Genomic DNA, 25,872 nt, shown 5'->3' on the forward strand with positions numbered 1-25,872 from the left:
CATGCCGGCCACCCCTCCCAAGGCCACCTACCGCGTCCAGGTCCGCCCCGGTTTCGACCTGGACGCCACCGCCGCGATCGTCGACTACCTGGACGACCTCGGCGTCAGTCACCTCTACACCGCCCCGCTGCTGGCCGCCACGCCCGGCTCGCAGCACGGCTACGACGTCGTCGACCACCGTGCCGTCAACCCGGAGTTGGGCGGGGAGGCCGCCCGGCAGCGGCTGGTGCGCGCCCTGCGCGAGCGGCAACTCGGCCTGGTCGTCGACATCGTGCCCAACCACGCCGGGGTCGCCGTACCGCCGGCCAACCCGGCCTGGTGGGACGTGCTGCGCCGGGGGCGCGACTCGTCGTACGCCGACTGGTTCGACATCGACTGGGACCGGGGCCGGCTGCTGCTCCCGGTCCTGGCCGACGACCCGGCCGCCCTGGACGACCTCAAGGTCGTCGACGGCGAGCTGCGCTACCACGAACACCGCTTCCCGATCGCCGACGGCACCGGCGACGGCAGCGCCCGCGAGGTGCACGACCGACAGCGCTACGAGCTGGTCTCCTGGCGACGCGGGGACGCCGAGCTGACGTACCGCCGGTTCTTCGCCATCGCGGGCCTGGCGGGCCTGCGGGTGGAGGACCCGGCGGTGTTCGCGGCCGTGCACGAGCTGATCCTGCGCTGGGCGGCGGACGGCGAGGTCGACGGCATCCGCGTCGACCACCCGGACGGCCTGCGCGACCCGGCCGGCTACCTCGCGCGGCTGCGCGAGGCCGCGCCGGACGCCTGGCTCGTGGTGGAGAAGATCCTGGAGTACGGCGAGGAGCTGCCGGACTGGCCGGTGGACGGCACCACCGGGTACGACGCTCTCGCCGCCGTGAACGGGCTCTTCGTCGACACCGACGCCGAGGGCGACTTCACCGTGCTGGACACCCGGCTGACCGGGCAGCGCACCTCGTGGGAGGACCTGACCCACTCGACCAAGCTGGCCGCCGCCACGACGCTGCTGGGTGCCGAGCTGACCCGGCTCGCCGCGCTCGCGCCCGAGGTGCCGACCGAGCAGGCCCGCGCGGCGCTCGCCGAGCTGGCCGCGGTGTTCCCGGTCTACCGGGGCTACCCGCCGCAGGGCGCCCGGCACCTCGCCGCCGCCCGCTCCGAGGCGGGCCGTCGCCGCCCCGACCTGACCGGCGCGCTGGACGCGATCACCCGCCGGCTGCGCGACCCCGACGACGAGCTGGGCATGCGCTTCCCACAGCTCACCGGCGCGGTGATGGCCAAGGGCGTCGAGGACACCGCCTTCTACCGGTGGACCCGCTTCGTGGCGCTCAACGAGGTGGGCGGCAGCCCCGCCCACTTCGGGGTGCCGCCGGCGGAGTTCCACCGCTACGCCGCCGCGCAGCAGGTCCGCTGGCCCGCCAGCATGACCACCCTCTCCACCCACGACACCAAGCGCGGCGAGGACGTGCGCGCCCGCCTCGCCGTACTCAGCGAGCTGCCGGGCCGCTGGGCGGAGCAGGTCAAGACCTGGATGGAGTACGCGCCGCTGCCCGACCCGGCGTTCGCCCACCTGCTCTGGCAGACGGCCGTCGGCGCGTGGCCGATCGAGCGGGAGCGGCTGCACGCGTACGCCGAGAAGGCCGCCCGGGAGGCCGCGGCCTCGACCAGTTGGGCGGACCCCGACCCGGGCTTCGAGCAGGCCATGCACGCGGTCATCGACCGCATGTACGACGACCCGGCGCTGCACGACGAGCTGACCGAACTCGCCGCCGCGATCGCCCCGGCCGGCTGGTGCAACTCGCTCGGGCAGAAGCTGATCCAGCTCACGATGCCCGGCGTCCCGGACACCTACCAGGGCACCGAGCTGTGGGACAACTCCCTGGTCGACCCGGACAATCGGCGGCCGGTCGACTTCGACGTACGCCGGGAGATGCTGGCACGGCTCGACGGCGGCTGGCGTCCCCCGGTCGACACCGACGGAGCGGCGAAGCTGCTCGTCGTGTCGCGGACGCTGCGGCTGCGGCGGGCGCACCCGGAGCTGTTCACCACCTACCGGCCGGTGCCGGCGCACGGCCCGGTCGGTCGGCACGTGGTGGCGTTCGACCGGGGTGGCGTGATCGCCGTGGCGACCCGCCTGCCGCTCGGCCTGGCACGGGCCGGTGGCTGGTGTGACACAGCCCTGTCGCTCGGCGTTAACGAAGTGAAGGACCTGTTCACCGGCCGGGTCTACAGTGGCGGGGAGGTCCCGTTGGACAATCTCCTCGCGGACTACCCCGTTGCTCTGCTGGCTCCTCCCACCGCTGCCGAGGAGGCCTCGTCATGACCACATTCTCCGTCTGGGCGCCGGACGCCAGCCGGGTGCGCCTACGCCTGGCCGGCGACACCGACCACGACATGCGCGCCGCCGCCGACGGCTGGTGGACCGTCGAGGTGCCCGACGCCGGCCTCGACTACTCCTTTCTGCTGAACGACGACGAAACAGCGCTGCCCGACCCCCGCTCGCCGTGGCAGCCTGCGGGTGTGCACGGGCCGAGCCGCCGCTACGACCATTCCGCCTTCGAGTGGTCCGACAGCGCGTGGACGGGCCGCCAACTGCCCGGCAGCGTCCTCTACGAGCTGCACATCGGCACCTTCACCCCGGAGGGCACCTTCGACGCGGCCATCGACCGCCTCGACCACCTGGTCGACCTCGGCGTCGACCTGATCGAACTGCTCCCCGTCAACGCCTTCAACGGCGAACACAACTGGGGGTACGACGGCGTCTGCTGGTACGCCCCACACGAGCCCTACGGCGGCCCGGACGGCCTGAAACGGTTCGTCGACGCCGCCCACTCTCGCGGTTTGGGGGTGATCCTCGACGTCGTCTACAACCATTTCGGGCCCTCCGGGGCCTACGCGCCGAGGTTCGGCCCCTACCTGGCCGAGCAGAGCAACAGTTGGGGCCGCTCGATCAACCTGGACGGCCCGCACTCGGACGAGGTACGCCGCTACATCATCGACAGCGTGCTCATGTGGCTGCGCGACTACCACGTCGACGGGTTGCGCCTGGACGCCGTGCACGCGCTGCCGGACACCCGGGCGGTGCCGTTGCTCGAAGAGCTTGCCGTCGAGGTCGAGTCGTTGTCGACGCACCTGGGCCGGCCGCTGTCGCTGATCGCCGAGTCCGACCTGAACGACCCGCGGCTCATCACGCCCCGGGAGGCGGGCGGGTTCGGGCTGCACGCCCAGTGGAACGACGACGCCCACCACGCCCTACACACGCTGCTGACGGGGGAGCGGCAGGGCTACTACGGCGACTTCGGCTCCCTGGAGACCCTGTCAGACGTTCTCACCGGTGGGTTCTTCCACGCGGGCACCTGGTCGAGCTTCCGTAACCGGCACCACGGGCGGCCCCTGGATTCGCGCGTTCCTGGTCATCGGCTGGTCGCCTACTTGCAGAACCACGACCAGATCGGCAACCGGGCCACCGGGGACCGGATCTCGGCCTCCCTGTCGTCTGCGCTCGTGCGGGTCGGGGCGATGCTGCTGTTGACGGCGCCGTTCACGCCGATGCTGTTCATGGGGGAGGAGTGGGCCGCGTCTACGCCGTGGCAGTTCTTCACGTCGCACCCGGAGCCGGAGTTGGCCTCGGCGGTGCGGACCGGGCGGCGGCGGGAGTTCGCTTCGCACGGGTGGCCTGAGGGGGACGTGCCCGATCCGCAGGACCCGGAGACGTTCGTACGGTCCCGGTTGGACTGGGCCGAGCTGGACAAGCCCGAGCATGCTTCGATGCTGGCGTTCTACCAGCGGTTGATCGCGTTGCGGCGGTCGGTGGCGGACCTGTCGGATCCTCGGATGCACGCGGTTTCTGTGCAGCACGGCGATCAGTTCCTGCTGATGCGGCGGGGGGACACGTTGGTGGTCGCCAACTTCGCTGGGCGGGGGCAGGGGGTGTCGCTGCCTGGGGTGGCTCGGCGGGTGCTGCTGGCTACGGGGGAGGGCGTCACCGTTATGCGGGACCGGATCGAGCTGCCAGCGGAGACAGCGGCGATCGTGGCGCTGTGAGGTCTGCGTTACTTGCTCGCGGGGCCCTGGCCGGTGCAGGAGCACGGTCATCAGGGCGGGTGGAACAGGAAGGTTTTACACCAGGCCTTCATTCGTCCTGATGCCACCGGTCCTGATGCCACCGGTCCTATTGCCGACACTCCATCAACCAGTTGTAGGGTGTTCTCAACCGCCTGCTGCTGTAAGTATTCCTTGATCGATTGGGACAGCCATTAAGCACGTCCCAAGAGGAGCAAGGTGCGGGAGGCTAAAGGGTGGTGCGCTGGATGGCCAGGCTCGACCTTAAAGCAGGGTCCGTCAAGGGATCGGCAGCAACGCTTCCGGACTTTCCTGGAAACGGCCGCCGGGGGTCTGAGTCCTGCGCCAACGCCTACCTGTACGGAATGCCCGGTTTATGACGGATCCAACCCGAAGTTCGGTCGTGGTCGCCCTTGGTCCTCCTTGGAACGGACGTCGGAACATCGCTACCTTTGCTCGATCCTCGGCAGGAGCAGTGGGCGATCGGTGCGCCCGATGATCAGAGCCAATTGGCGACCGGCCACGATTGTGCTAGTAAGCGTTGTCGTTAGCGCTCTAACAAATCTAGCTACGAGCGGCTTCGACGTCGGTAGGTGGAGATGGTGGATTACGGCTGGGGTAATTTTGACAGGCATCGGTTGGGCAATCCTAGATGCCTCAACGGCCCATGAAGCAATTTTTGATGGCAACGGCAGTATCCTCCGCGCGGCGATCAGCACTCGGCAGGAGCAGCGCGCAGATCAATCTGTTCCGTGGATGCAACCCCGGATTGACAGCCCAGCAATTTCCCGTTTGGGTTTGGCTCAAGAGCTTGAGCGGCTACTTGTTCCAAGCGCCTCTAATCCGCAAGGATCCGTTACGGCGCTAGTGGGAGCGGGTGGATTTGGAAAGACCGTTCTAGCGTCTCAGGTTTGTCAGGGAGAAATATGGCGCGTCCACTTCCCAGGTGGCCTCCTCTGGGTCACAATCGGGGAGGCGAGAAGCGGGCCGGAACTGGCAGGCGCGCTAAACGACCTTAGTGAACAGTTGGCAGGACGGCGGCCCGCCTTTGCCGACCCTGAACAAGCTGGCTATCACTTAGGTCAGCTACTCGACTCGCGCCCGCCGACTCTTCTCGTGATCGACGATGTTTGGACAGTGGACCAGCTTCGTCCCTTCCTTGCCGGAGGGAGGGAAGCGGTCCGTCTAGTAACAACCCGAATGGCTGGCGTTCTTCCTTACGATGCGTCTATCGTTAGGGTCGTTGAGATGACCACCACGGAGGCTCGGGAGGTCATCTGGTCTCGACTGCCCGGCGAGGCGCCGCATCATGTAGATAAACTTCTCGAATTGACCGGCCGGTGGCCGTTATTGCTCTCACTGGTGAACGGTGCCTTAAGGCAAGCAAGTCGGGACAATGTCAACATTGACGAAGCAGCTCTAAAGCTGGCGCAACGTCTTCAGGTAGATGGTCCGACGACTCTCGATACATCAATCGAAACCCGCCGTGACCGAGCGGTAGAGCGAGCGATACGTGCAAGCCTGGAAATACTTCCAGAATTCGACAGCCAGCGCTACTTCGAGCTTGCAATCTTTCCAGAGGCAACCGAGGTGTCGCTAGACGCGGTCGCCCTGCTCTGGTCCGACTCGGGCGTCAGCGAGGCACGTACAGATCAGATCTGTGTTCAGCTTTTCGAGCTATCGCTAATCGGTACCTATGACAGAGCCCGCCGGGTGGTCAAGATCCACGACGTGCTGCGGGCATATTTGCGTCACAGCCTCGGCGAGGATGCGCTCATTCAAGGTAACAAGAAATATCTCAAGCGCGTTCAGGACGCTGTAGTGCCGCTTAACGGCGACATTAACTCGACAGTGCCCGCATGGTGGCTGATGGCTGAGAGCGAGGTCTTCTTTTGGAATTCGATAACCTACCACCTGGCCGAGGCCCACAAGTTCGATGAATTAGTGACGCTTGTCTGCGATCTGCGATGGGTAGAGGCACGGATAAGGTGTCATGGTGTGGCGTCAATTGAGACCGACTTGCAGCGGAGTGACGAGCCGCTTGCCAAAGCACTTAAGCGCGCAATTGCACGGAACTCCCATTTGCTCGACCCTATAGAGCCTGACTACTCGCGAGGAGACGTTTTAGCGTCTCGGCTTCGTGACGAGCCTGATTTGAGGGAGATCGTCGAAGCCTATGCGGGAAATCGTCCAGCGGCCCTCCCAGGACTTCGCAATCGCTGGAGAATGCCAGATCGTCAGCCCGCTCTTGAACGCGTCTTGACTGGTGCAAAGCGGGCTCTAACCAGTTGCGCAGTAGCTCCTGATGGCTCGTGGCTCTTGGCGGCCGGGCTGGATGGCATTGGCTACATATGGGATTCCATTACAGGCGAGCAACGAGCTCGTCTGATTGGTCATGCATCCGCAATCAGTGCATGCGCAATCGCTCCCAGCGGGTATTGGCTCGTGACCGGAAGCATCGATGGGACCACGCGCATCTGGGGTGCTGAGGGCGGCCTGCGGAAAGTCTTGGCCGGGCATCAAGCGCCGGTTCTCAGCTGTGCAATTTCTCCCGACGGGGGGTTAATAGCGACGTCTGGGCAGGATAGGGCTCTCCGTATCTGGGATGCGAATACGGGAAGGCAGTTAGCAAACCTTGGGGGGCGGCGCCTCTCTGATCACATAGATCGAATCAGCGCCTGCGCCTTCATGCCCAACGGCAAGTTCTTGGTGACGGGTGGCATAGATGGTTTGCTAATTCTGTGGGACGTCCGGATTGGTTCGCAGGTATTTTCGGTTCGAGCGCACGAAGGAGCCATTAACTCCTGCTCCGTCTCGCCCGATGGGCGATCGGTATATACAACAGGCGACGACGGTGTCGTAGGTCGGTGGGATGCCGAGTCCGGCCGAAGACGAGGCGTCTTTATAGGGCATACTGGGCCCGTTAACGACTGTACCGTTTCCGGAGATGGAAGCTGGCTGGCGACGGTGGGCTCGGACCGCACAACCCGAATCTGGGATCCCGCTTCCGGCGTTCTCCGTCTATTGCTTACCGGCCACACGGAACCGGTGAGTAGCTGCGCTGCCGCGCCTAATAGTGAGTGGCTGGTCACCTGTAGCTGGGATAATACTGCGAGGATCTGGAACCCCCACGAACAGACGGATGAAGCCAAGATTCAGCGGCACACCGATGTCGTCACTTCCTGCTGCGCATTGTCGGGCGGCGCAACCCTTGTCACATCGAGCTGGGATCATACGGTCAGGTTATGGGATCCGGTTTCTGAGGAATTGCGGCAGGTGTTTCGAGGCCACGAGGATAAGGTTACTGCTTGTTCCGTCGCACCTCGGCGACGGTGGGTTGTAACAACGAGTTTGGATGGCACCGCTCGGATATGGGATCCTCGCCAAGAAAAAGAAGTTAGAATTCTTACCGGCCATACTGACCAGATTCACTGCGCTGCAGTCTCCCCCGACGGCTCATGGATTGCCACGGGTGGCGATGACCAGACTATTCGGATCTGGCATGCGAGGTCAGGGAAATGTGTGTCCATCCTTGAAGGACACTTGGATCGAGTGAATCGGTGCGCTGCGTCCCCCGACGGCCGCTGGCTTGTCTCGGTTGGAGATGATATGCAAACACTTGTTTGGAGTGTATCAAGTCGTCGACTTGAAGCGAGGCTTCCTGCTGACGGGGCTGCCAACCGGTGCTGTGCCTTCTCTCCTGATGGAAGGACATTGCTAACAGGCGGTATCGATGGTGCGATTCGGATGTGGCGTTCGGTTGACTTGATGATATTCGACTCTCTGGAAGGCCACACGGGGAGCGTGACCGCGTGCGACGTATCGCCTGACGGCCTATGGTTGGCATCAACGGGAGAGGATAAGACGTTGCGTATATGGAGCATGCGTGATCGGTGTTTGGTAGCGTCAATGCGTGTGGACGGTGTTTTGATGTCCACCAGTTGGGTGTCGGGAAGCGCAGGTGTGTGTGCTGTCGGGCAAAGCGGGACTTACCTCTTCTCATTCTCGCCTGGGACTGCTCGCCTGGCGACTTCCGGAGGTTCATCTGATGGAACCAACTAACCGGCGTACAGCAAGATCCCAGGCGCGAACGACTGTCCAGTTTCGGGATGTGGGCTGGTATAGCCGTCGAGGATGTGGCCCTCGTGTTCAGGTTGAGGAAGCCCGTAGATGGGACCGCGATCATGCAGCCATTTAACGTCGAGGAAGTGCCAAGGACGTACGCCGTAGATCCCACCGGCGCGGATTCCCCAAGGCGGGAAGCTGAGAATCCTTCGCTGCTTGAGGAAGTGGGGCAGGCGCGGCGCGCCTACGTGCGTGCCCTCGTTGTGCTCGACACGGGCCTACTCGGTCTTGCTGTGCTTGGCGCTTACGTCCTCTGCTTCGAGGGGAGCCCGAGTACCCCGGCGGACGTGCCGTACGCCATCGTCGTACCTGCGCTGCTGGCGACTTGGTTGATCTCACTCAAGTTGCAGGGGTCGTATGACGATGAGGTGCTCGGATACGGCGCGGACGAGTATCGACGCATTATGAATGCAAGTCTGCGTCTCGCCGTATCGGTGGCGGCTGCAGCATTCGTTATCGATTTTCGAGTATCTCGTGGATTTCTCGCTGTCGCCTTCGCTATGGGCACGTTGGCTGTATGCGCTAGTCGGTTTGCCGCTCGCAAGAGACTGTATCGAGCCCGGAGTCGGGGCAAAGGCTGGTCTCGCAGGGTGCTTGTCGTCGGAGACACGGGACATGTGCTGGCCCTAGTTCAGACACTTCATCAGGACAGGCGGGCGGGCTACCAGGTAGTGGGGGCGTGCTTACCGGACGCACTCCTTGCTCCGGTCGCTCAAGTCGTGGGTCGTGTCCCTGTGGTTGGCTCCTTTCGGGGAATTCCCGACGCTGCTGTGGCGGTGGGCGCTGACACGGTTGCGGTTACGGCCTCGGGGGAGTTGACGGCGACCCGCCTACGGCGCCTTGGCTGGCAGTTGGAAGGCTCTGGCATCGAACTTATGCTTGCTCCCGCCCTCACTGATGTTGCAGGTCCACTCATTGACGTGCGGCCGGTAGCTGGTATGCCTTTGATGCACGCGGAGGCACCTGAATTTCGGGGAATCCCTAAGTTGGTCAAGGGGCTCGTCGACAGGTCGGTGTCGTCGCTGGCGCTGGCACTGCTGCTGCCGCTTATCGCGTTCATCGCGTTGGCCATCAAGCTGGACAGCCGGGGTCCGGTGCTGTTCCGGCAGGTTCGCGTCGGCCGGGGCGGGCAGGAGTTCGGCGTCTTCAAGTTCCGGACGATGGTGGTCAACGCCGACGCGCTGCTCGCCGAGCTGGCGGCCCGCAACGAGACCGACGGCCTGATGTTCAAGATGCGTGACGACCCCCGGCTCACCCGCGTCGGCCGGCTGCTGCGCAAGTGGTCGCTCGATGAGCTGCCGCAGCTGGTCAACGTGCTGCTGGGCCAGATGAGCCTGGTCGGGCCGCGTCCACCACTGCCCTCGGAGGTCGCCCGATACGACGGCGACGTCGCCCGCCTGCTGCTGATCAAGCCCGGCATGACCGGGCTGTGGCAGGTCAGCGGCCGCTCCGACCTGAGCTGGGAGGACGGCATCCGACTCGATCTCTACTACGTGGAGAACTGGTCGCTCGCCGCCGACCTTACCATCCTCTGGAAGACCGCCGGCGCGATCCTGGACAGCCGAGGCGCATATTAGGTTCACGAGAACGTTTTGCGGACGTATTAACGAAAGCTATCTCCTGCCATAGCTGATGCCTCCGAACGTTCCAAGCCTTCCCGAAGATCGACGCCGTTACGGCGAGCGCCGTGCGTCGACCTACCCGGCGGAACGCCTGGCAGCCGAGATCGCCCGAGCCGATCAACTCCGCAATTCGTGCAACTACCCGGCCATGGCGCGGATGCTCCCGGGCCTGCTGCTCGAAGCCGCTGCCGTGGGCGGGACGACGCTCGGCCAGGTCGCCTACCTGGCCTCCACTTGCATCCGGCACCTCGGCTACCGCCACCTGGCCCTCAACGCGGCCCGGGTATCCGTGGCCACCGCCGAGGACGTCGACGATCGAGCGTGGCTGGGCGGGTCTCGGTTCGTGTACGCGCAGAGCCTTCCGATCGAATCCGCGCGACTGGCGGCCAACTCCGCTGACCGGTCACTGACGGAGCTTCAGGGGGACGCCTCAGACATCCGGGTGCGTCAGATGCTCGGCCAACTCCACCTCATGGCCGGGCTCGCCTCGACCGTGGACGGACGTTCCGACGTGGCCCGCGACCACCTCGCGGAGGCCACGCGCGAGGCCGAGAGCCTGGGAGATCCCGCCGACGGTGGCGGGTTCAACGGGTGCTGCTTCGGGCCGACCAACGTCGGGCTCTGGAAGATGTCGATCGCGGCGGAACAGGGCGAGTCCGGCAAGGTGATCGAGCTGTCCCAGACGATCCCGCCGCAGGTGCTCAAGGCGTTGAACCGCCAACTGTCCTACTGGCTCGACGTCGGCCGCGCTCTCGCGGACGGTGGTCGGCGGGATGCCGAAGCGCTCGCCGCGTTCGTGCAGGCTGAGCGGGCCGCGCCGATCCCGTTCGCCATCAACCCGCTGGCCCGCGACGCCGTGGTGACCCTGGCCCAGCGCGCCCAGCGCCGCGCCATCCCCGACGACCTGCGCCTGCTGTCCGGTCGCATCGGCATCAACCTGGCGGCATAACTGCCAGTAATCACTACACCATCAATCTGTCCTACGGTGCCTGGTGGGACGTGAGCGTGTCCCGTCAGTCTCGGACAGGCGGGGAGTACGGTCGATGAAGGGGGACTGCCGGTAATCATCGCCGCCGCCGCAAGGTAGGAGTGAAGCGATGCCCCCACGTGCAACCACAATCGTCGACCCTCGGTTCGCCAGTGAACTACGGCGACTTCGCGAGGCGCGGGGCCCGTCTCTCCGGCAGCTCGCCGCCGTCACCTACGGCAAGAGCCTGATTTACCAGTTGGAAGCCGGACAGGCGAAGCCGACCGTCGACGTGGCGGCTCGACTTGACGAGGCGCTGACGGCGGGCGGCGCCCTGGCGAGGCTCGTTATCGACGCACCCGAGGGTGGCGGTCGGTTGGCGTACACGGTGGTGCACCCGCATCGGGTCGATCGGGCAACCGCGGCGGCACTCGTTGGGCTGCTCGCTGGCTACCGCCGCTTCGAGGATGCCACAGCGAAGGCGGTGTCACCCTCGTAGATGTTGGCCCAGGTCCGGTCCGCCCGCGTGTCGCAGCACTGGCACACGAACTCGCGTACCTGGCGGCTGCTCTCATCGATCACGAGATTCACGGCGCGAACAGTAATGGCAATGAGCGTCCCAGACGATCTCTCGGGTGGTGGCTCTCAGCGCATCGGTCGGCAGGGCTTGTCCGCATCCGGGCTGTCTCCGAACAGCCCACACCAGATAACGCCTCTATTTGTCGCATTTCTGGATGGTTTGAGTCGTGTCGCGATGCCGCTAGGGTGTAACGGATGAGCGACTACCTCCAAGTGTCAACGGCCACCGAGACACGCGAGGTCGGCGTCCGGCTCGCGAAAGGGGCTGTCGCCGCCCGGCTCGCCGCCAGCGGACAGGTGATCGGTCCCGTCACCAGTGTGTTCTGGCACCACGGCGCACAGGGCTCGGGCGAGGAGTGGCAGGTGCTGCTTTACACCACGGCAGAGCGATACCCACAGTTGGAGCGATTCGTCTTGGACGAGCATCCGTGGACCAACCCGCAGATCAGTGCGGTTCCGATCGTGCAGGGTTCGACGGAGTACCTGGAGTGGTTGAGTCGTTCCGTCGAGGGCGCGGAGGCATAGCCGCAACGAGGGCCCGAAGATCGGCGACGCAGGGCAGCCCTGCGTGTGGCTCCACGCGACGTAGGAATGCGTCAATTCGCTGCTGTGGCCGGACGGAACCGACGCCGGAGGCAAGGCGGACGGCGCTTGTCGCAGCCTGGCACGCCTGCTCGATCTCGTTCGCGTCCAGGTAGGCATCAGCAAGCCAGGACAGGTAGAGCGCCTTATCGCGGGCCTGCGTGTCGCAGAAGGTCGCCAAGGCGCGCTCCAACACCGGAATTGCGCGAAGCGGCCGGTGGAGCACGGTCTGGCAGCGGCCGGTCATGATCTCGCCTTCTGTGCCGTCCACCCAGTACACCCAGTCCGGCTCGGGCCGGTTGTCGTGCTCGGCAAGAAGGGTCGTACCGGTTCCGAGATGCCGGTCGGCGGTGGGCGCATCGCCGGCGACAGCGGATGCCCAGGCGGCCCGCAGGTGCAGCAACGCCCGTACCCGTGGTGTCGCCGTGGTGCCGGCGGTCTCGCAGGCCGCGCTGGCCACGTCCGCACCCCGATGCCCGGTGGCGAGTTGCTGGTACGCAAGGAATGCCATCCCGTTCGCCATTAGCGCGTTGTCGTCGGCCTCCCGTGCGGCGGCAAGGCTGATTCGGAACTTGCCATCCGCGTCGGGATGGTCACCCGCGTCGAACGCCGCCCAACCGGCCAACTGCGCTTGCTCGGCGAGGACCGCCAGCAGTCGGCGGCCGGTGCGCTCTGCGTACACGCCGTTCTGGATCAGTCGCGTTGTCGTCTCCACCTCGGCCGCGTAGATCTGACGGGTGTCAGCGCCACCGAGATAGTTGTCGAGCCGGCGTAATCTCGCCGTGCGCTCAGCCAGCTGCGCAGGCGTGCCACTCCCGACATGTCGACCGCGGGCGAGCAGGGTTTGTGGGAGTGTGGCAGTAAGGCCGGCGGCGGCGACGAAATCACGACGGCGGATGCCCTGACGCGTTGCGGCCAGTGCGGACAGCTCACCACCGGCGTGAAGAGCCTCGTCGACGTGTCGGGCGACCTGAGCGGTGGGTGGCTTCGCGCCGGTCTCCAGCTCGTGCAGGTAGGACTTGCCGTAGTAGGTGAGCTTCGCAAGCTCACGCAGTGACAGACCACGCTGGCCGCGAAGCTGGCGCATGCGCTCGGAGAACGACACTTCAGTCATCGCGATCACCTCAGGTCGACTGGTGGCAGCTCTCCAACCCCTGCGGGTCAAGGATTGCCATCCGTCACGCTAACGCTGCCGACTGTCGCCGTCACGTCTGGACTATCGGCATTGTCGTCCGCGGACGGGCGGAAGCACCCGTATACCTGAGGTCGTTACTTGGCGTCGTACTGATCGGACGTGAGGGCGTAGTCGACCGAAGCGGGCGACTCGGCTTCTGAGCTGCACCTCGCCGTCGCGCAGGCGCAGGCCGGGGACGTGGCGGCTGCGCGCGAAACCAACGCGGCAGCAGACGCCATCGCCCTTGCCGCAGCCTCCCGGGAACTCGCCCGTGAAGTGGCCGAGACGGTCCACCACCTTCGCCTGTCCGCTACGCCGTGACGGACGCGTTTCGCCTGGTAAGGCACCGATTTTCGCATCGACGATGGTGGTGGGTGACGGGTTAGATGGCTGACGCCGTGCCCACTGGTCGATGGAGGTGGGTGTGCGAGGCGACGAGCAGTCGAGCAAGGGTGAACAGGCTGAAGCTGCCGAGCGGGAGGCGGCCAAGCAGCGCATCCTGGCTCAGGCCGAGGCGGAGCGCGTACCCGTGGAGGACACGACCCGCGCGATCCCGGACCGGCGGTGGCGGCGTGACCAGCGATGACGTCCCGATCGGGCGGCGGGTGGCGAGCTGGCGGGTACGGCGGCAGATGACCCAGCAGGTGCTGGCCGACCGGCTGCGTAGGTCGAAGAGCTGGGTCGACAAGATCGAGCGGGGCGTCCGCCCCCTGGACCGGTACTCGGTCATCCAGGAGGTGGCCCACGTCCTGCGGGTCGAGCCGGAGGCGTTGCTCGGCCCGCCGCGCGGCACTCCGGCGGGTACGCCGGACGGGGTGGACGACATCCGGGCCGCGCTCGCCCGCTACGACGTCCCGGAGGCTACCCAGCAGACGCCGGAAGAGGCTAGACGGCAGGTCGGGCACGCCTGGTTGACCTATCAGCACGCGCACTACGGCGAGTTGCTGCGGGTGCTGCCGGGTTTGCTCGACGCCGCCCAGGGTGCGCGGTCGGCGGAGCTGCTGGTGTCGGCGTACCGGATCACCTCGTCGCTGCTGGTCAAACTCGGCGAGGCCGATCTTGCCTGGTTGGCCGCCGACCGGGCGATGGGTGCCGCCGGTGACGACCCCGTCCTCGCGGCGACGGCGGCCGTGTCGGTCGGGCAGGCGCTGCGCGCGTCGGGCCGTGACCGCCTGGCCCTGGCCGCGACGCTCGCCGCCGCGAACCGCGTCCGGCCGCAGCGGTCGGCGGGGAGTGGGCCGTGGGCGGGACGCTGCTTCTCCAGGCCGCTCTCGCCGCCGCCGGCTGCGGCGAGCACCGGCACGCCGCCGCGCTGACCGACCGGGCCGCGGGCGTCGCCGCAAACCTTCGGGGGTACGACGATCAGCATCGCACCAGCTTCGGCCCGGTCGCCGTCGAGCTGGTACGGGTGCTGCTGGCGGCCGCGCGGGACAACTCGGTGGAGGCGCTACGGCGGCACTCGATCGTGGTGCGGCGGGAGGGCTGGCGGTGGTTGCCGGCCGAGTATCGGGGCGCTTACCTGCTCGACGCCGCGCGGGTGTACGTGCACGCCGGGGACCTGCGCGGGGCGGCACGGGCGCTTGTCGACGCGGACAGTGTCGCGCCGGCCGAGGTTCGGGGGCGGCCTCTGGCGCGTACCCTCATCGCCGATTGTGCGCGGGCGCGGCCGGCGCCGGCCGGCGTGGCGCGACTGGCGACGCTGGTCGGCCTCACCCGATGAATCGGTACGCCGCCGAGCTGATCGGCCTGGTCGGCGGGTCCGGCGCACCAGGGCGTGGGGGCGGGTACTCCGATGAGGTTGATGACTCAGCGGTATTTTGATGCCTCAGAGTCATCAGCCTCAATCGGGAGTTGCCTCGGGCGCTGCGCCACGCCGACGATCAGCCAGCCGGTGGACTGAGGACCGTGCCTACCCCGCAACCCCTTGCGTGGCACGGATAACCTCTCGGCCATGGCTGAGTACCGCAATCCCACTGGTGTCTCGGCGCTGCGGGCCGCACTGACGGCAATCATGTGCGGAATCCTGGTGACCGGTCTCGGCGTCACCATCGTTTGGGATCATCGAGGGTGGCCGGGGGAGGTCTACACCAGCGCCACGCTGATCAGCTCATCTGAGACGCCACCACGCGCGAGTCGCCATGGCACGTACTACGAGTTTCAGTACGCCGTACCCGATGGACGGCAGGTGCTCCTCCAGGAGTTGGTCACCCGCAGCGGCTCCCCGAACCGCGACGGTGACTCGGTCACGGTCCTCTACTCGCCGGATGCCCCGGAGCGGGGCCGGCTGTGGGTGTCCCGAGGCGGGGCGGAGTATCTGGTCGCGCTCGGCGGGATAGCGCTCGCGTTCGTCGGGCTCTGGGGCGTCATCCATGAGCTTCGCAAACGGCGTCGCCGACGGCGCGCGGCAACCCCCGCATAGTTGACGCGACGCGTGCCGGCGCTACGACGGCACTCGATCGTGGTTAGGTGCTCTGGTCGCTGCCGATCTGCGCGAGAGAGCTGCGAACGACACCAGCATGGGGATCTGCCAGGGGATCGAGGATCTGTAGTGCCTGCTGCCAACAGCGTTGCGCGTCTTCGTGCTGGCCTGCGGCGTGATGGGTGTCGCCAAGCGCTGCCAGCGTGAGTCCTTCGCAGCGTCGGTCGTCGAACCTGCGGAACAGATCCAGGGCGTGCGTGTGCCGTTCCAGGGCCTCGTCGAGTCGGCCGAGCTGCTGATACGCCAGGCCGAGGGGATACGAGGCCCAGGCGACGCTCCAGTCATCGTTGATGCTGCCGAGGATGGCGACTGCTTCCTGGTAATGGGCGATGGCCGTGTCGAGGTGTCCTCGTGCGCGGTGCCCGTTGCCGAGGCTGAGCAACGACATGCCCTCACCTCGGGTGACGTCGTGGCGGCGGAAGACCTCTCGCGCTTGCCGGTAGAGTTCCATGGCTTCGTCGGTCTGCCCAAGCTCCTCGTGGATGAGGCCCAGGCCGCGAAGGCAAAATCCTTCCACCCAGTGGTCGCCGACCTCACGGCTCGCGGCGACGCCTTGGTGATAGCAGTCGAGCGCGGTGTCGCGCTCCCCTGTGCGCCAGTAGGCGTCGCCGAGGCAGCGGAGATTGGCGGCTTCGCCGAGACGCGATCCGGCCGAGCGTGCCGCGCGTAGGCCGGTGAGGTGGATATCGCGCCAGTCGGCCCAGTACGACCTCAGTTCGAAGAAACCGTCGCTGACCACCGGCAGTTGCCAGGCGATGTCGAGTTCTCCCAGATCGTCGGCCTGCCGGACGGTGTCCAGAAGGTTCAGCCGCTCACGTTCGAACCATGCCATCGCCTCGGCCACCGTGCGTGGAGCGGCGAGGGCGACGCCTGGTTCGGCTGGGGCCAGGCCCACGGCATGCGAGTACGGCAGAATCACCTTGCGGCCCTCTTCGGCCATCAAGAGATACCAGGAGTAGACACGGCGGCGTGATTGGCGCTGCTGCTCGGGCGTCTCCTCGGCCTGTGCTCGTTCGAGCGCGTAGGCGCGGAGAAGATCGTGGAACAGGTATCGGTCGCGGGCGGGGTTCTGCACCAGGTGCGCTGCGGTGAGCTGGTCGAGCAGACTGCGGGCTCGGGGCAGACTCACGCCAGCGAGGGCCGCCGCTGCCGCCGCCGAGATGTCGGAGCCGGCGTGAAGGCCGAGTAGTCGAAAGAACCGTGCCGTGTCGGTGGGCAGCGTCTGGTAGGACCACGAGAACACCGCCCGTACGTCGGAAAGCTCGTCATCGTCGACCGCGAGGGCGTCAAGTTGATGCTCGGCCAGGGCGAGATTTGCCACGAACTCCGCGAGGGTGACATGGGGAGAGTTGGCGATGCGCTCCCCGATGATCCGCAGAGCGAGGGGGAGGTAGGCGCAGCGGCGAGCAAGTTCAGCGGCGGCCTGCGGTTCCGCTCCGACGCGGTCCCCGCCGATGCTGTCGCTGAGCAGCGCGATTGCCTCGTCAGAAGACAGAACGTCCAAAGTCATCCGTGACGCTCCTTCCCGTGCCACGAGGCCGGAAAGTCGGCTGCGGCTGGTGACGATCGCCATGCAGGTCGGTGTGGCCGGGAGTAGCGGCCGGACTTGACCGACGGTGGACACATTGTCCACCACGATCAGGACGCGCTTGCCGCTCAGGACGGACCTGAACAGGGCAGCACGTCCGTCAGTGTCCGTGGGGATTTGCTCCGCCGGTACGTGCAGAGCGCGGAGCAACGTGTCCAGTGCCTGGCCGACATCGAGGGCTGGACCAGGGCCGTAGCCGCGCATGTCGACGTAGAGATCGCCGTCGGTGAACCAGCTGCGTGCTCGGTGAGCCCAATGGACGGCCAGCGCTGTCTTGCCAACGCCGGGGGCGCCCGCGATGGCAGCCACGGTCATCGGGAGGCCCGCAACCGTGTGGTTTTCATCGGTCGGCAATGCCGCGTCCAGGCGGGTGAGGGTCTGCTCGCGGTTGACGAAGCCGGTCGCGTTGCGGGGAAGTTGACGCGGCGGCTGGAGGCCCGCACGCTGCCACCCCGTCGGCGAGCGATCAGTCATGGGACCTTGATCTGTCGCAGGTCTGTGACCTTCCTATAAGGGACCGATGCCGCGACGGCCGCATCACGCCACAGATTGGCCTGCACGATCTGTTCTGCCTCGCTGACCAACTCGCCGGAGACGAAGCGCCCCTCCTCGTCGTAGTGCATGGCCACCAGCCGTGTTGAGTCGAACAACCAGTAGTCGTAGTGCGGTAACGCGGCCGGCCAGTCGTCGTCGGAGACCACGATGAGGCGGACGTCCTCGCCTGCCTCGACGGTGTGCTCGTAGGCCCAGCCGCACTCGAACCGCACGTAATCCGACGGCGGCTCGGTGATGACATGGACCCGATGCATGCGCTTGCCCGCCGACACCGCCGCCCGCACGGTGTCGCACCAAGCCGCGATCCCCGGAAACTCGCCGCGGGTCTCACCCGCCAGGAACCGCGCGAACTCGTCCTGCTCGTACGACACGTCGTATTGCTGAAGCGTCTCCAGCCGGTAGGCCGTGTAACGGAAGTCGCGGAACAGTTGGTTGAACTCGTCGTCATCTAGGGACGTGAACGACCGGGTCAACGCTCGATCACCGCTGCTCGGACTGGCGGTAGCGCTCAATGGCACCGAGCAGAACCTGGGCGGGAATCCGCACCGCGCCTTCACCAGGAAGAACGTTCTCCAGCTGGCCGACGGTGTCCTCGTCGATGAGGTTCCCCTGAACGACAAGCTCCCCGCTCTCTCCGAGGTAGACGGTAGGGCACCCGTTCCCACCCGAGCCGGGATCCTTGTAGAGCTTGGTCAGCTTCATGGTGACCTCCATCAGAGAAGCGGACGGGCTGACAAGTGCTGTCGGTCAGGAGAGTAGTGCGCAGCGTAGTTGCCCAACAAGCCGATACCGTGCGTCTGGCCCGTTGACGCGTACTCTCATCGCCGATGTCGCCCGCGCGCAGCCGGCCCCGGCCGGCGTGGCGCGACTGGCGACGCTTGTCGGCCTCACCGCGTGAACGCCGACGTGAACGGGGTAAGGAGAAGGTCGGTGAGGCGCCGCTGGGCGTCCTCGTCGCCGGTGAGGCGCAACGCGCCCGACTCCACTGCCGCCGAGAGGGTGATCTCGGAGCCGCAGACGGCCCGGAGGGTGTCGATGTCGGTGGTGAGCGTCGCGTCGGGGTCGGGCGCCGTGCCGCGACGGATCTGCACCGCGTCCTCGGCGACCTCGGCGAGGATCGTGTCGGCGTCGATGTGGAACGCGTAGGTGCCGGCGAGTTCCGGGGCTCGCGCCGGATCGAAGGACGCCTTGACGCTGAGCAGCAGAGAGTCGATGCCCAGAGTGCCCTCGGGCATCTGCGGTGACTGGCTTCCCCAGCGCCCGAACTGCAGGAGGATGGGCTCCAGGGCGCGGCCCCACTCGGTCAGCTCGTAGAGGTGGACCCGCGTCGGCGGCCCGAGGTCCCGCCGTTGCACGACGCCCTGCTCGGTCAGTTGGCGCAGCCGCTGGCTCAGCACGTTGGGGCTCACGCCGGGCAGGCCGCCGAGCAGGTCGTTGAAACGCCGGGGGCCGAGCAGGAGGTCGCGGACCACCAGCAGCGCCCACCGCTCCCCGATGACGTCCAGTCCACGCGCGACACCGCACGGATCCCCATAGCTACGCACGCCGCTCATGACCGTCAGCCTACCTCGATCCTGCTTTAGGAGTTGCACTTGTTCTGTAGGAGTTGACCCTCTACGTTGACTCCCATGAGCCTGCCCGACGCCGAGGCGGCGAACCTGCCGCAAGGTGACCTGAAGCTGCTGGACACCGCCCTGGCGCAACGCCTGCTCGGCGCGCCCGTGGCACGCCTCGCCTACACCAGCCGGGACCTGACGCCGCGACTGATCCCGGTGAACTTCCTGTGGACCGGTGACGAGCTGGTCGTCGGCGCGTTCGCCGGCACCTACAAGATCCGTGACCTGCGCGCCCGGCCGGACGTGGCCATCTGCATCGACACGGCGGACGGGCTTCCGGAGGTGCTCATGCTGCGCGGGAAGGTCACCCTGGCGGAGGTCGACGGCGTCCTACCCGAGTACGCCACCATCCAGCGCGCCGGGATGGGCGACGAGGCGGGTGCCGCCTACCTGGAGGCGATCGACAAGCCGGGCCTGCGGATGGTCCGGATCGGCCTGCGCCCCACCTGGGTCGGACTCATCGATTTCCAGCAGCGGTTCCCGAGCCGGACACCAGAACCCGTCCGAGCCGCGCTCAGCGGCGGTCACCGAGCCCCAACCATCACAAAGGACGAGGGTATGCGCAAGATAGTCGTGTCGATGTGGACCACGCTCGACGGGTTCGTCGCCGGTCCGGACGACGAGATGGACTGGCTGCTGTTCGGTGAGCAACTTCAGCGGTACGAGCGGAGCCTGGTGGACAACGCTGGCAGCCTGCTGCTGGGCCGGGTCACCCACGCCGACTTCGCCAGCTACTGGCCGCTGGCCGCGCAGAACCCCGATGAACCGGACGAGGTTCGGGGGTATGCCCAGCGCGTCGACGCCCTGGAGAAGATCGTCATCTCCGCCTCCGGCAACACCGCGACCTGGAACAACACCCGGAGACTGGCCCGTATCGACCCCGACGAGATCGCCGAGCTCAAGCGCGGGTCCGGCGGGGACATCGTGGTCTACGGCAGCCTCAGCGTGATCCGGTCCCTTGCCGATCTCCGGCTCATCGACGAGATCCATCTCCTCGTGCACCCCCTCTTCCTCCGCCAGGGCAAGGCGCTGTTCGACAGCGGTCAGCCGCCCGTACGACTGGAGCTGGTGTCCGCCGAACCCTTCGCCTCCGGGGTCGTCCTGATGACGTACCGACCGACGCCGCTCGTCGGCCTCACCCGTTGAGAACCTGCGGCGACGGAATCAGCCAGGATCGATAGTCTGCTCCCTGTGACGGGCCGTGAGGTCGTCGACACCGGGGGAGGTGCGTGCAGTGGGCAGATGGTTCAACCGCAGCCGCAAGCGTGACGACGAGCCGCCGCGCGAACCCGAGCCGACCGGCCCGGTCATCGAGATCACCGTCAGCGGCGGCGGCCGTCCACCGGTGACGCAGACCATCGGTGGTCCGACCGCCTTCGGGTTGCAGTACCACGCCTTCCACGACCAGTACGGCGGGGCCGACCCGCGGACGTTGGACGCGGGACACCGCTACGCGCAGGAGTTGATGCGTACCAGGGACGTCGACAACGCCGTGACCGTCTACCAAGAGGTCGTCGGGTTGCGCAGCTCGGCGCAGGGGGCGGAGCATCCCGACACCCTGCGCACCAAGCACAGCCTGGCCTTCGCGCTCTGGCAGCGCGGTTCGCACGCCGAGGCGGAACTGGTGCAACGGGACGTCTACGAGGCACGCCGCCGGGTGCTGGGCGACGACGACGCCGAGACGTTGCGCAGCGGCAACAACCTCGGCTGGTTGCTGATCGAGTTGCGTCGGATGGACGAGGCCGAGCCGCTGCTGCGGCGGGTCGCCGACGGTATGGCGCGGACGCTGGGCCGGGACGACGCGGACACCCTGGCCTGCCAGATGAAACTGGCCGGCCTTCAACACCTGCGGGGCGACAGCCAGCCGGCCGAACGGGCCCTGCGGGACGTGGTCCGGCGGATGACCAGGACGTTGGGGCCCACCAGCCCGGTGACGCTCCAGGCGCGCAGCAACCTGCTTGTCGTCCTGCTCGACTCCGGCCGGGCGGCCGAGGCGGTCGACCCGGCCCGGGCGCTCGCCGACGACGCGGGGCGCGTGCTCAGCACCACCGACGGTGTCTCTCTGCATGCCCGGCACTCCCTGGCCAGAGCGCTCGCCGGAACGGGGCGGCAGGCTGAGGCGATCCGGTTGCTGGCCGACACGCTGCCGGACAGTGAGCGGGGCCGGGGCGTCGACCATCCCGGCACCCTGGAGATGCGCACGCTCTTCGCCCAACTGCTCATCGAGGCGGGGGACGGGCGGGCGGGCAGTGTGGCGCGCGCCGCGCTGGCCGGCTGCGAACGCGTGCACGGCCCGGGTCACCCCGACACGGAGAAGGCCCGCGCGCTGGTCCGGCGTACCCGCTGACCCCGACGGGGTCAGCCTCCGGTGTGGATGTGCGCCGCCCACAGCGTCGGCGCGAGCGGATAGCGGTCCCGCAGCCCGCGCACGGCCGAGTGCAGCGCGTACGCCGCCGATCCGGTCGCGTCGCCGTGCGCGTAGAAGGCGGTGGTCAGGGCGAGGGAGATCGCGTCGTCGACCTCCCACAGGGTGCCGATGACGTGCCGGAACCCGGCGAGTTGGAAGGCGCCGGTGATGTGCAGCGCCTCGTCGACGAGGGTCGGTGGGGCCTGGGCGGTCGCGCAGGCCGACAGGAAGGCGAACTCCGCGTCCAGGTCGAGCCGGGACACGTCGGCCACGGTGAGTGGGCTGTCCTGGTGGTCGTGCACGAGCAGCCGGCCCTGCGCCGGGTCGTGCGGATCGGCCACGGCGTGGCAGGCGAAGTGCGCGTAGGCCGAGTCGGCCAGCCGGTCCAGGACCTGCTGCCGGGTGGCCGTCGCGTCCAGCCCGGTCCACGCCCCCGGCAGCGCACGCGCCGCCGACGCGGCCTCGCGTTCGGCGCTGGGCAGCGCGCCCAGACCGCCGGGGGTGGCGCGCATCGCCACGACGCAGGACCGGGCGTCGCCGCGGGACCGCCGCTGCGCGGTGCGTCGCCGGGCGAGCGCGGTCACCGTCGGTGTGTAGGAGGAGACCACCCGGTCGAGGGCGGACCGGCCGGCGTCGGCCTGCGCGGCGTGCAGGGGAAAGAACGCCAGCGGGCCGACCGGGCACCACCAGACGCGCGGCAGCTCGCCGCCCGCCTCGGGCGCGCCGATCGCGTCCAGCACCGGCCCGACCAGGGAAGACCACAACCAATTGAGTACGTCGCCGAGCACCGACTGGGCGCGCAGGCGGCTCCGCGCGTCCGCCGACGGATCGGACGCCGTGGTGGTGGCCTCCTGGAGCAGCCGCAACTGCGTCACCGCGTCGCTCAGCGACAGATCCGGCAGCGGCAGCACCGTCACGCGGTGCTCCCGCAGGATGAGCGCGTCGCACCGCAACTCGCTCGCGATCGGCACGATCACGGTCCCGTCGACCTGGTCGAGCAGTTGTCGTGCGCTGGGCGGGCGCAGGAAGTCACCCAGGCCGGGCAGCTCCCGGATCGTCGTCAGCAGCACGTTCCACTCGGTCTCCCGGTCCCGGCCGAAGGTGGTGGGTCGGGACGATTCGGGGGCGGGCGCTTCGAAGTCCCGGCGCATCCGCTGGAAGTCGGCCGCCAGACGCCCGTCGGCGCGTTGGAGCGCCGCCCACTCGCCGTCCGCCGTCAACCGTTGGTGCAGCAGCAGGCCCCGGCCACGCTCCAGCAGCTCCAAGGCCCGCTCCGGCTGCCCCGCGCCGATCGCGCAGGAGGCGGCGGTCGCCGCCAGCCCGGCCGTCGAGCCGAGGTCGGCGTACTGGTCGTGCCGGGTACGCCCCCGTGACGCCAACCGGGGCAGCAGCGTGATGGCCTCGTCGAAGGCGTCCGCCGCCTCCCGCCACCGGTCCAGCGCGGTCAGCGTGTAGGCCGCCTTGTCGAAGGCCTGGATCCGGACCGGCACGGCACCGGACTCGATCCGGCCGGCGGCGAGCGCCCGCTCGGCGGCCTCGGTGAGCAGGGCGGGTTCGCCGGTACGCAGGTACGTCGCCCGCAACGCCTGGGCGATGGACAGCCCGGTCTCGACCCGCTGCGGATCGCGTGCCGGCAGGGCGTCCAGCGCCTCGCGCAGCAGGACGAGCGACTCTTCCAGGTAGGCGGGCTCCCCGGTGGCGTCGTAGAGCAACCGCAGGCTGTAGCCCAACTGGTCCAGGTACAACGCGTGGTTGCCCTCGCCGCGTACGGACAGCGCGAGCGCCCGGCGTAGCAGGCCTATCGCGATCTCCAGGGCGGAGACGTCGCCCGTCAGCTGGTGCGTCTTCATGCCGACGGTGGACAGGCTCGCGAGCGCCCTCCGATGGTGCGGATGGCGCTCGCCGACGGTGCCCATCGCGCCGGCGAACTCCTCCCAGGCCTGGCCGAGCAGTTCGGCACGGCCGGTGCGGTCGACAAGGGTGAGCAGCGTCTGCCCGAGCAGGAAACGCACGTCGACGCTCTGCGAACCGTGGTCCCGCAGCACCGCGACGGCCCGTTCGACATCAGCGGTGTGGGTGGTCCCGGCCGCCCTGGCCAGCAGGCACCGGGCTCGCAACATGACGATCTGGTCCTGGTTGGGCCCGCTGGTATCCACCGACGACAGCAGGTCCAGCGCCTCGTCGACGTAGTCCTCCACACCGGTGAGCTGGTAGGCGCGTAACAGCGCCTCCGCGTGGATGCCCCGCAACGCGGGTCGGTGCTGCTCGCTGATCCAGTTCTCGGCCAACTGCGCGATGGAAGTGAGCCGGTAGAGCGTGTCGACCGAGCCGTCGAAGTCGTGCCGGACCCGATAGACCTGGCACTTCTTGAGCATCAGCACCGCGCTGTTGCCGAGGTCGGCCGAGGCGTCCTCGGCGAACTGCAGATACTGCTCGGCGATGTCCAGGAGCTGCGGCTCACTCTCGATCCGGGCCCGGGCCAGCAGCACATCGGTGTACGTGACCAGCGCGCGGACACCGTGCGTCGTACCCAACTCGTCGGCCAGGAAGGAGTCGGCCATCGTGCGGATCGCGGCCTCCAGCACGACGGTGGCCTCGATCAGGTCCTGCCGCGCCCGGTCCGCGTGGTAGCGGTCGAGCAGCGCGGCCCCCAGCTCCACCTGGGCCTCCGCCCAGCGCCGGTCCCCGCGCCGCTGACCGGCCGCGACACGACGCCAGTCGTTCACGGCGTCCCTTGCGTTGCGACCCACCGGCGCACCTCCCCGTCGCGGTTGCTCCCCAGCCTGCCAGCCGTGCGCCACATCGACAGGAGATAATCAGCCGATGAGCCAATCGGCGCCGGACAGGCGACTCGACGGCGACCGGGCGACCCGGCTGGCCCGGATCTGCGCCGACATCGCGCAGGTGGGCGACCTGCTCGGGCCGGAGCCGGCCCGGGCCCTGGCGCGGCTGCGGGATCGGTCACTGTCCGACCAGGACGTGGACGCGGTGCTCGCCGAGGTGACCGAGTTGATGCGCGTCGGTGGCCTGGTCGGTGGTGACACCACCGTCCGGGGAGATCGCTACCTGCCGTTGGCCGGCATCCACGGCCGCCGCCCGGAAGTGGTCCAGGTGTGCCCCGCCGACCTGTGCGACCGGGTCGAGATTCCCCGGCCGGACGCCGGCCCGTCGCCGCACTGCGCCGTGTGGGACTGCCCACTGCCGACGTTCCGGATGGACCGGTGAACGCGCTCATCGCCTCGCTCGGCGGCAAGTTGGCAGAGCGGTGGCTCGCCGGGCTGGCGTTGCCCGGTGTGGTGTTCGTGGCGACGGTCGCCGCGGCGGCGCGACTCGGCCACGCCCACTGGTGGGACCTGGGGCTGTTGCGGCAGGAGGCGGACCGGCTCGCCCTCGGACCACCGGCCCGGAGCACCGGGTCCGCGCTGCTGATCGTCCTCGGTGTCGTGCTGGGCGGTGTCGTCGCCGCGATGACCGCCCAGAGCCTGGAACGCCTGGTCGTGGCCCTGTGGACCCAGCACTGGGGTCGGGCCGGCGACGCGTTGACCCGCCGGCGGCGGCGCCGGTGGAACGCCGCCATGGACCGGTACGAGGACGCCCTGCGGGACAAGGCACGCCGGTTGCGGTCTGCCGCCGACGACGCGGGACCGCTACCGGACACCCAGGCGCTCGCCCGCGCCTGCGACCGGATCGCGTTGACCGAGCCGGACCGCCCGACGTGGATCGGTGACCGGATGCAGGCCACGGAGGTACGGGTGCGGGCCTGCTACGGCCTGGACCTGGCCGCCGCCTGGCCCCGGCTGTGGCTGCTACTGCCCGAGGAGACCAGGGGGCCGCTCGCCCTCGCGCAGGCCGACTTCGCCGCCGCCGCCCGACGGGTGGGCTGGGGGCTGCTGTATCTGGCGCTCGGCCTGCTGTGGTGGCCCGCGGCGGTCGTCGGCCTCGGCCTGTGCGTGGCGGGCTGGCGACGGGGCCGGGGCACGGTGTCCGTGCTGGCCGACCTGGTGGAGGCGGTGGTCGACCTGCACGTACGCACCCTCGGCGTCGCGCTGGGCCACCCCACCGACGGCCCCTTCGGCACGGCCGACGGAGAGGCCGTGACCCTCCTGCTCCGCAAGGACCGGTGAATTTCGG

General features: G+C 68.0%; 21 protein-coding genes. 15 read left to right on the forward strand and 6 right to left on the reverse strand.

Features of this window, described 5'->3' with window-relative positions:
• Position 1: 1 nt before the first annotated feature.
• The 7 genes from treY to cutA all read left to right on the forward strand — a co-directional run bounded on the left by treY (position 2) and on the right by cutA (position 11,865).
• Positions 2 to 2,308: a malto-oligosyltrehalose synthase gene (treY, locus tag ACQP0N_RS14785; protein ID WP_433120843.1), complete on the forward strand. Its 2,307-nt coding sequence runs from the start codon at positions 2 to 4 to the stop codon at positions 2,306 to 2,308.
• Complete coding sequence (gene treZ, locus ACQP0N_RS14790) at positions 2,305 to 4,029, forward strand: malto-oligosyltrehalose trehalohydrolase (protein WP_433120845.1); 1,725 nt, start codon at positions 2,305 to 2,307, stop codon at positions 4,027 to 4,029. The genes treY and treZ overlap by 4 nt, the downstream gene beginning before the upstream one ends.
• A 774-nt stretch (positions 4,030 to 4,803) precedes the next feature.
• Positions 4,804 to 8,109: an NB-ARC domain-containing protein gene (locus ACQP0N_RS14795; RefSeq protein ID WP_357122196.1), complete on the forward strand. Its 3,306-nt coding sequence runs from the start codon at positions 4,804 to 4,806 to the stop codon at positions 8,107 to 8,109.
• A gap of 122 nt (positions 8,110 to 8,231) precedes the next feature.
• The gene (locus ACQP0N_RS14800; RefSeq protein ID WP_433120847.1) at positions 8,232 to 9,749 is read left to right on the forward strand and encodes a sugar transferase; all 1,518 of its coding nucleotides are present in this window, start codon (positions 8,232 to 8,234) and stop codon (positions 9,747 to 9,749) included.
• Positions 9,750 to 9,942: 193 nt separating this feature from the next.
• Complete coding sequence (locus ACQP0N_RS14805; RefSeq protein WP_357121859.1) at positions 9,943 to 10,743, forward strand: XRE family transcriptional regulator; 801 nt, start codon at positions 9,943 to 9,945, stop codon at positions 10,741 to 10,743.
• A gap of 148 nt (positions 10,744 to 10,891) precedes the next feature.
• Complete coding sequence (locus ACQP0N_RS14810) at positions 10,892 to 11,260, forward strand: helix-turn-helix domain-containing protein (RefSeq protein WP_357121863.1); 369 nt, start codon at positions 10,892 to 10,894, stop codon at positions 11,258 to 11,260.
• A gap of 275 nt (positions 11,261 to 11,535) precedes the next feature.
• On the forward strand, positions 11,536 to 11,865 hold the full coding sequence (gene cutA / locus ACQP0N_RS14815; RefSeq protein ID WP_357121866.1) for a divalent-cation tolerance protein CutA: 330 nt from the start codon (positions 11,536 to 11,538) through the stop codon (positions 11,863 to 11,865).
• Here cutA and ACQP0N_RS14820 read toward each other — a convergent pair.
• A complete protein-coding gene (locus ACQP0N_RS14820; RefSeq protein ID WP_357121869.1) occupies positions 11,786 to 13,036 on the reverse strand; it encodes a helix-turn-helix domain-containing protein in 1,251 nt (416 codons plus the stop codon). The genes cutA and ACQP0N_RS14820 overlap by 80 nt on opposite strands.
• A gap of 484 nt (positions 13,037 to 13,520) precedes the next feature.
• Between ACQP0N_RS14820 and ACQP0N_RS14825 the strand changes: the two genes are divergently transcribed.
• From ACQP0N_RS14825 to ACQP0N_RS14840, 4 genes are all read left to right on the forward strand, one after another.
• A complete protein-coding gene (locus ACQP0N_RS14825) occupies positions 13,521 to 13,682 on the forward strand; it encodes a hypothetical protein (RefSeq protein WP_357121872.1) in 162 nt (53 codons plus the stop codon).
• Positions 13,669 to 14,412: a helix-turn-helix domain-containing protein gene (locus tag ACQP0N_RS14830; protein ID WP_433120850.1), complete on the forward strand. Its 744-nt coding sequence runs from the start codon at positions 13,669 to 13,671 to the stop codon at positions 14,410 to 14,412. The genes ACQP0N_RS14825 and ACQP0N_RS14830 overlap by 14 nt, the downstream gene beginning before the upstream one ends.
• Positions 14,337 to 14,816 (forward strand): hypothetical protein, encoded by a 480-nt coding sequence (locus tag ACQP0N_RS14835; RefSeq protein WP_433120852.1) that lies wholly within the window; start codon positions 14,337 to 14,339, stop codon positions 14,814 to 14,816. Before ACQP0N_RS14830 ends, ACQP0N_RS14835 begins: the two co-directional genes overlap by 76 nt.
• Before the next feature lie 231 nt (positions 14,817 to 15,047).
• On the forward strand, positions 15,048 to 15,515 hold the full coding sequence (locus ACQP0N_RS14840) for a DUF3592 domain-containing protein (protein ID WP_357121877.1): 468 nt from the start codon (positions 15,048 to 15,050) through the stop codon (positions 15,513 to 15,515).
• Positions 15,516 to 15,558: 43 nt separating this feature from the next.
• Here the strand turns inward: ACQP0N_RS14840 and ACQP0N_RS14845 are convergent, their stop codons facing one another.
• The 4 genes from ACQP0N_RS14845 to ACQP0N_RS14860 form a co-directional block, all read right to left on the reverse strand.
• Positions 15,559 to 17,637 (reverse strand): ATP-binding protein, encoded by a 2,079-nt coding sequence (locus ACQP0N_RS14845; RefSeq protein ID WP_433120854.1) that lies wholly within the window; start codon positions 17,635 to 17,637, stop codon positions 15,559 to 15,561.
• A complete protein-coding gene (locus tag ACQP0N_RS14850; protein ID WP_433120856.1) occupies positions 17,634 to 18,191 on the reverse strand; it encodes a DUF6879 family protein in 558 nt (185 codons plus the stop codon). The genes ACQP0N_RS14845 and ACQP0N_RS14850 overlap by 4 nt, the downstream gene beginning before the upstream one ends.
• 7 nt (positions 18,192 to 18,198) lie before the next feature.
• Positions 18,199 to 18,420 (reverse strand): hypothetical protein, encoded by a 222-nt coding sequence (locus tag ACQP0N_RS14855; RefSeq protein WP_357121886.1) that lies wholly within the window; start codon positions 18,418 to 18,420, stop codon positions 18,199 to 18,201.
• A gap of 185 nt (positions 18,421 to 18,605) precedes the next feature.
• Complete coding sequence (locus tag ACQP0N_RS14860; RefSeq protein WP_433120858.1) at positions 18,606 to 19,271, reverse strand: winged helix-turn-helix transcriptional regulator; 666 nt, start codon at positions 19,269 to 19,271, stop codon at positions 18,606 to 18,608.
• Between the two features lie 75 nt (positions 19,272 to 19,346).
• Here ACQP0N_RS14860 and ACQP0N_RS14865 point away from each other — a divergent pair, with 75 nt between their 5' ends.
• Positions 19,347 to 20,480, forward strand: coding sequence for a dihydrofolate reductase family protein (locus ACQP0N_RS14865; protein WP_433120860.1), 1,134 nt, complete (start codon positions 19,347 to 19,349; stop codon positions 20,478 to 20,480).
• A gap of 88 nt (positions 20,481 to 20,568) precedes the next feature.
• Positions 20,569 to 21,681: a tetratricopeptide repeat protein gene (locus ACQP0N_RS14870; RefSeq protein ID WP_433120862.1), complete on the forward strand. Its 1,113-nt coding sequence runs from the start codon at positions 20,569 to 20,571 to the stop codon at positions 21,679 to 21,681.
• Between the two features lie 11 nt (positions 21,682 to 21,692).
• Here ACQP0N_RS14870 and ACQP0N_RS14875 read toward each other — a convergent pair whose 3' ends face one another.
• Positions 21,693 to 24,491, reverse strand: coding sequence for a CHAT domain-containing protein (locus tag ACQP0N_RS14875; protein WP_433120864.1), 2,799 nt, complete (start codon positions 24,489 to 24,491; stop codon positions 21,693 to 21,695).
• A gap of 73 nt (positions 24,492 to 24,564) precedes the next feature.
• On the opposite strand from ACQP0N_RS14875, the gene ACQP0N_RS14880 reads away from it, so the two are divergent.
• Both ACQP0N_RS14880 and ACQP0N_RS14885 read left to right on the forward strand, forming a co-directional pair.
• The gene (locus ACQP0N_RS14880; RefSeq protein WP_433120866.1) at positions 24,565 to 24,966 is read left to right on the forward strand and encodes a hypothetical protein; all 402 of its coding nucleotides are present in this window, start codon (positions 24,565 to 24,567) and stop codon (positions 24,964 to 24,966) included.
• The gene (locus ACQP0N_RS14885; RefSeq protein ID WP_433120868.1) at positions 24,963 to 25,865 is read left to right on the forward strand and encodes a hypothetical protein; all 903 of its coding nucleotides are present in this window, start codon (positions 24,963 to 24,965) and stop codon (positions 25,863 to 25,865) included. Before ACQP0N_RS14880 ends, ACQP0N_RS14885 begins: the two co-directional genes overlap by 4 nt.
• Positions 25,866 to 25,872 lie beyond the last annotated feature (7 nt).

Origin of the sequence: Micromonospora sp. CA-246542 (assembly GCF_050942905.1) — a bacterium.
Lineage (GTDB): Bacteria > Actinomycetota > Actinomycetes > Mycobacteriales > Micromonosporaceae > Micromonospora.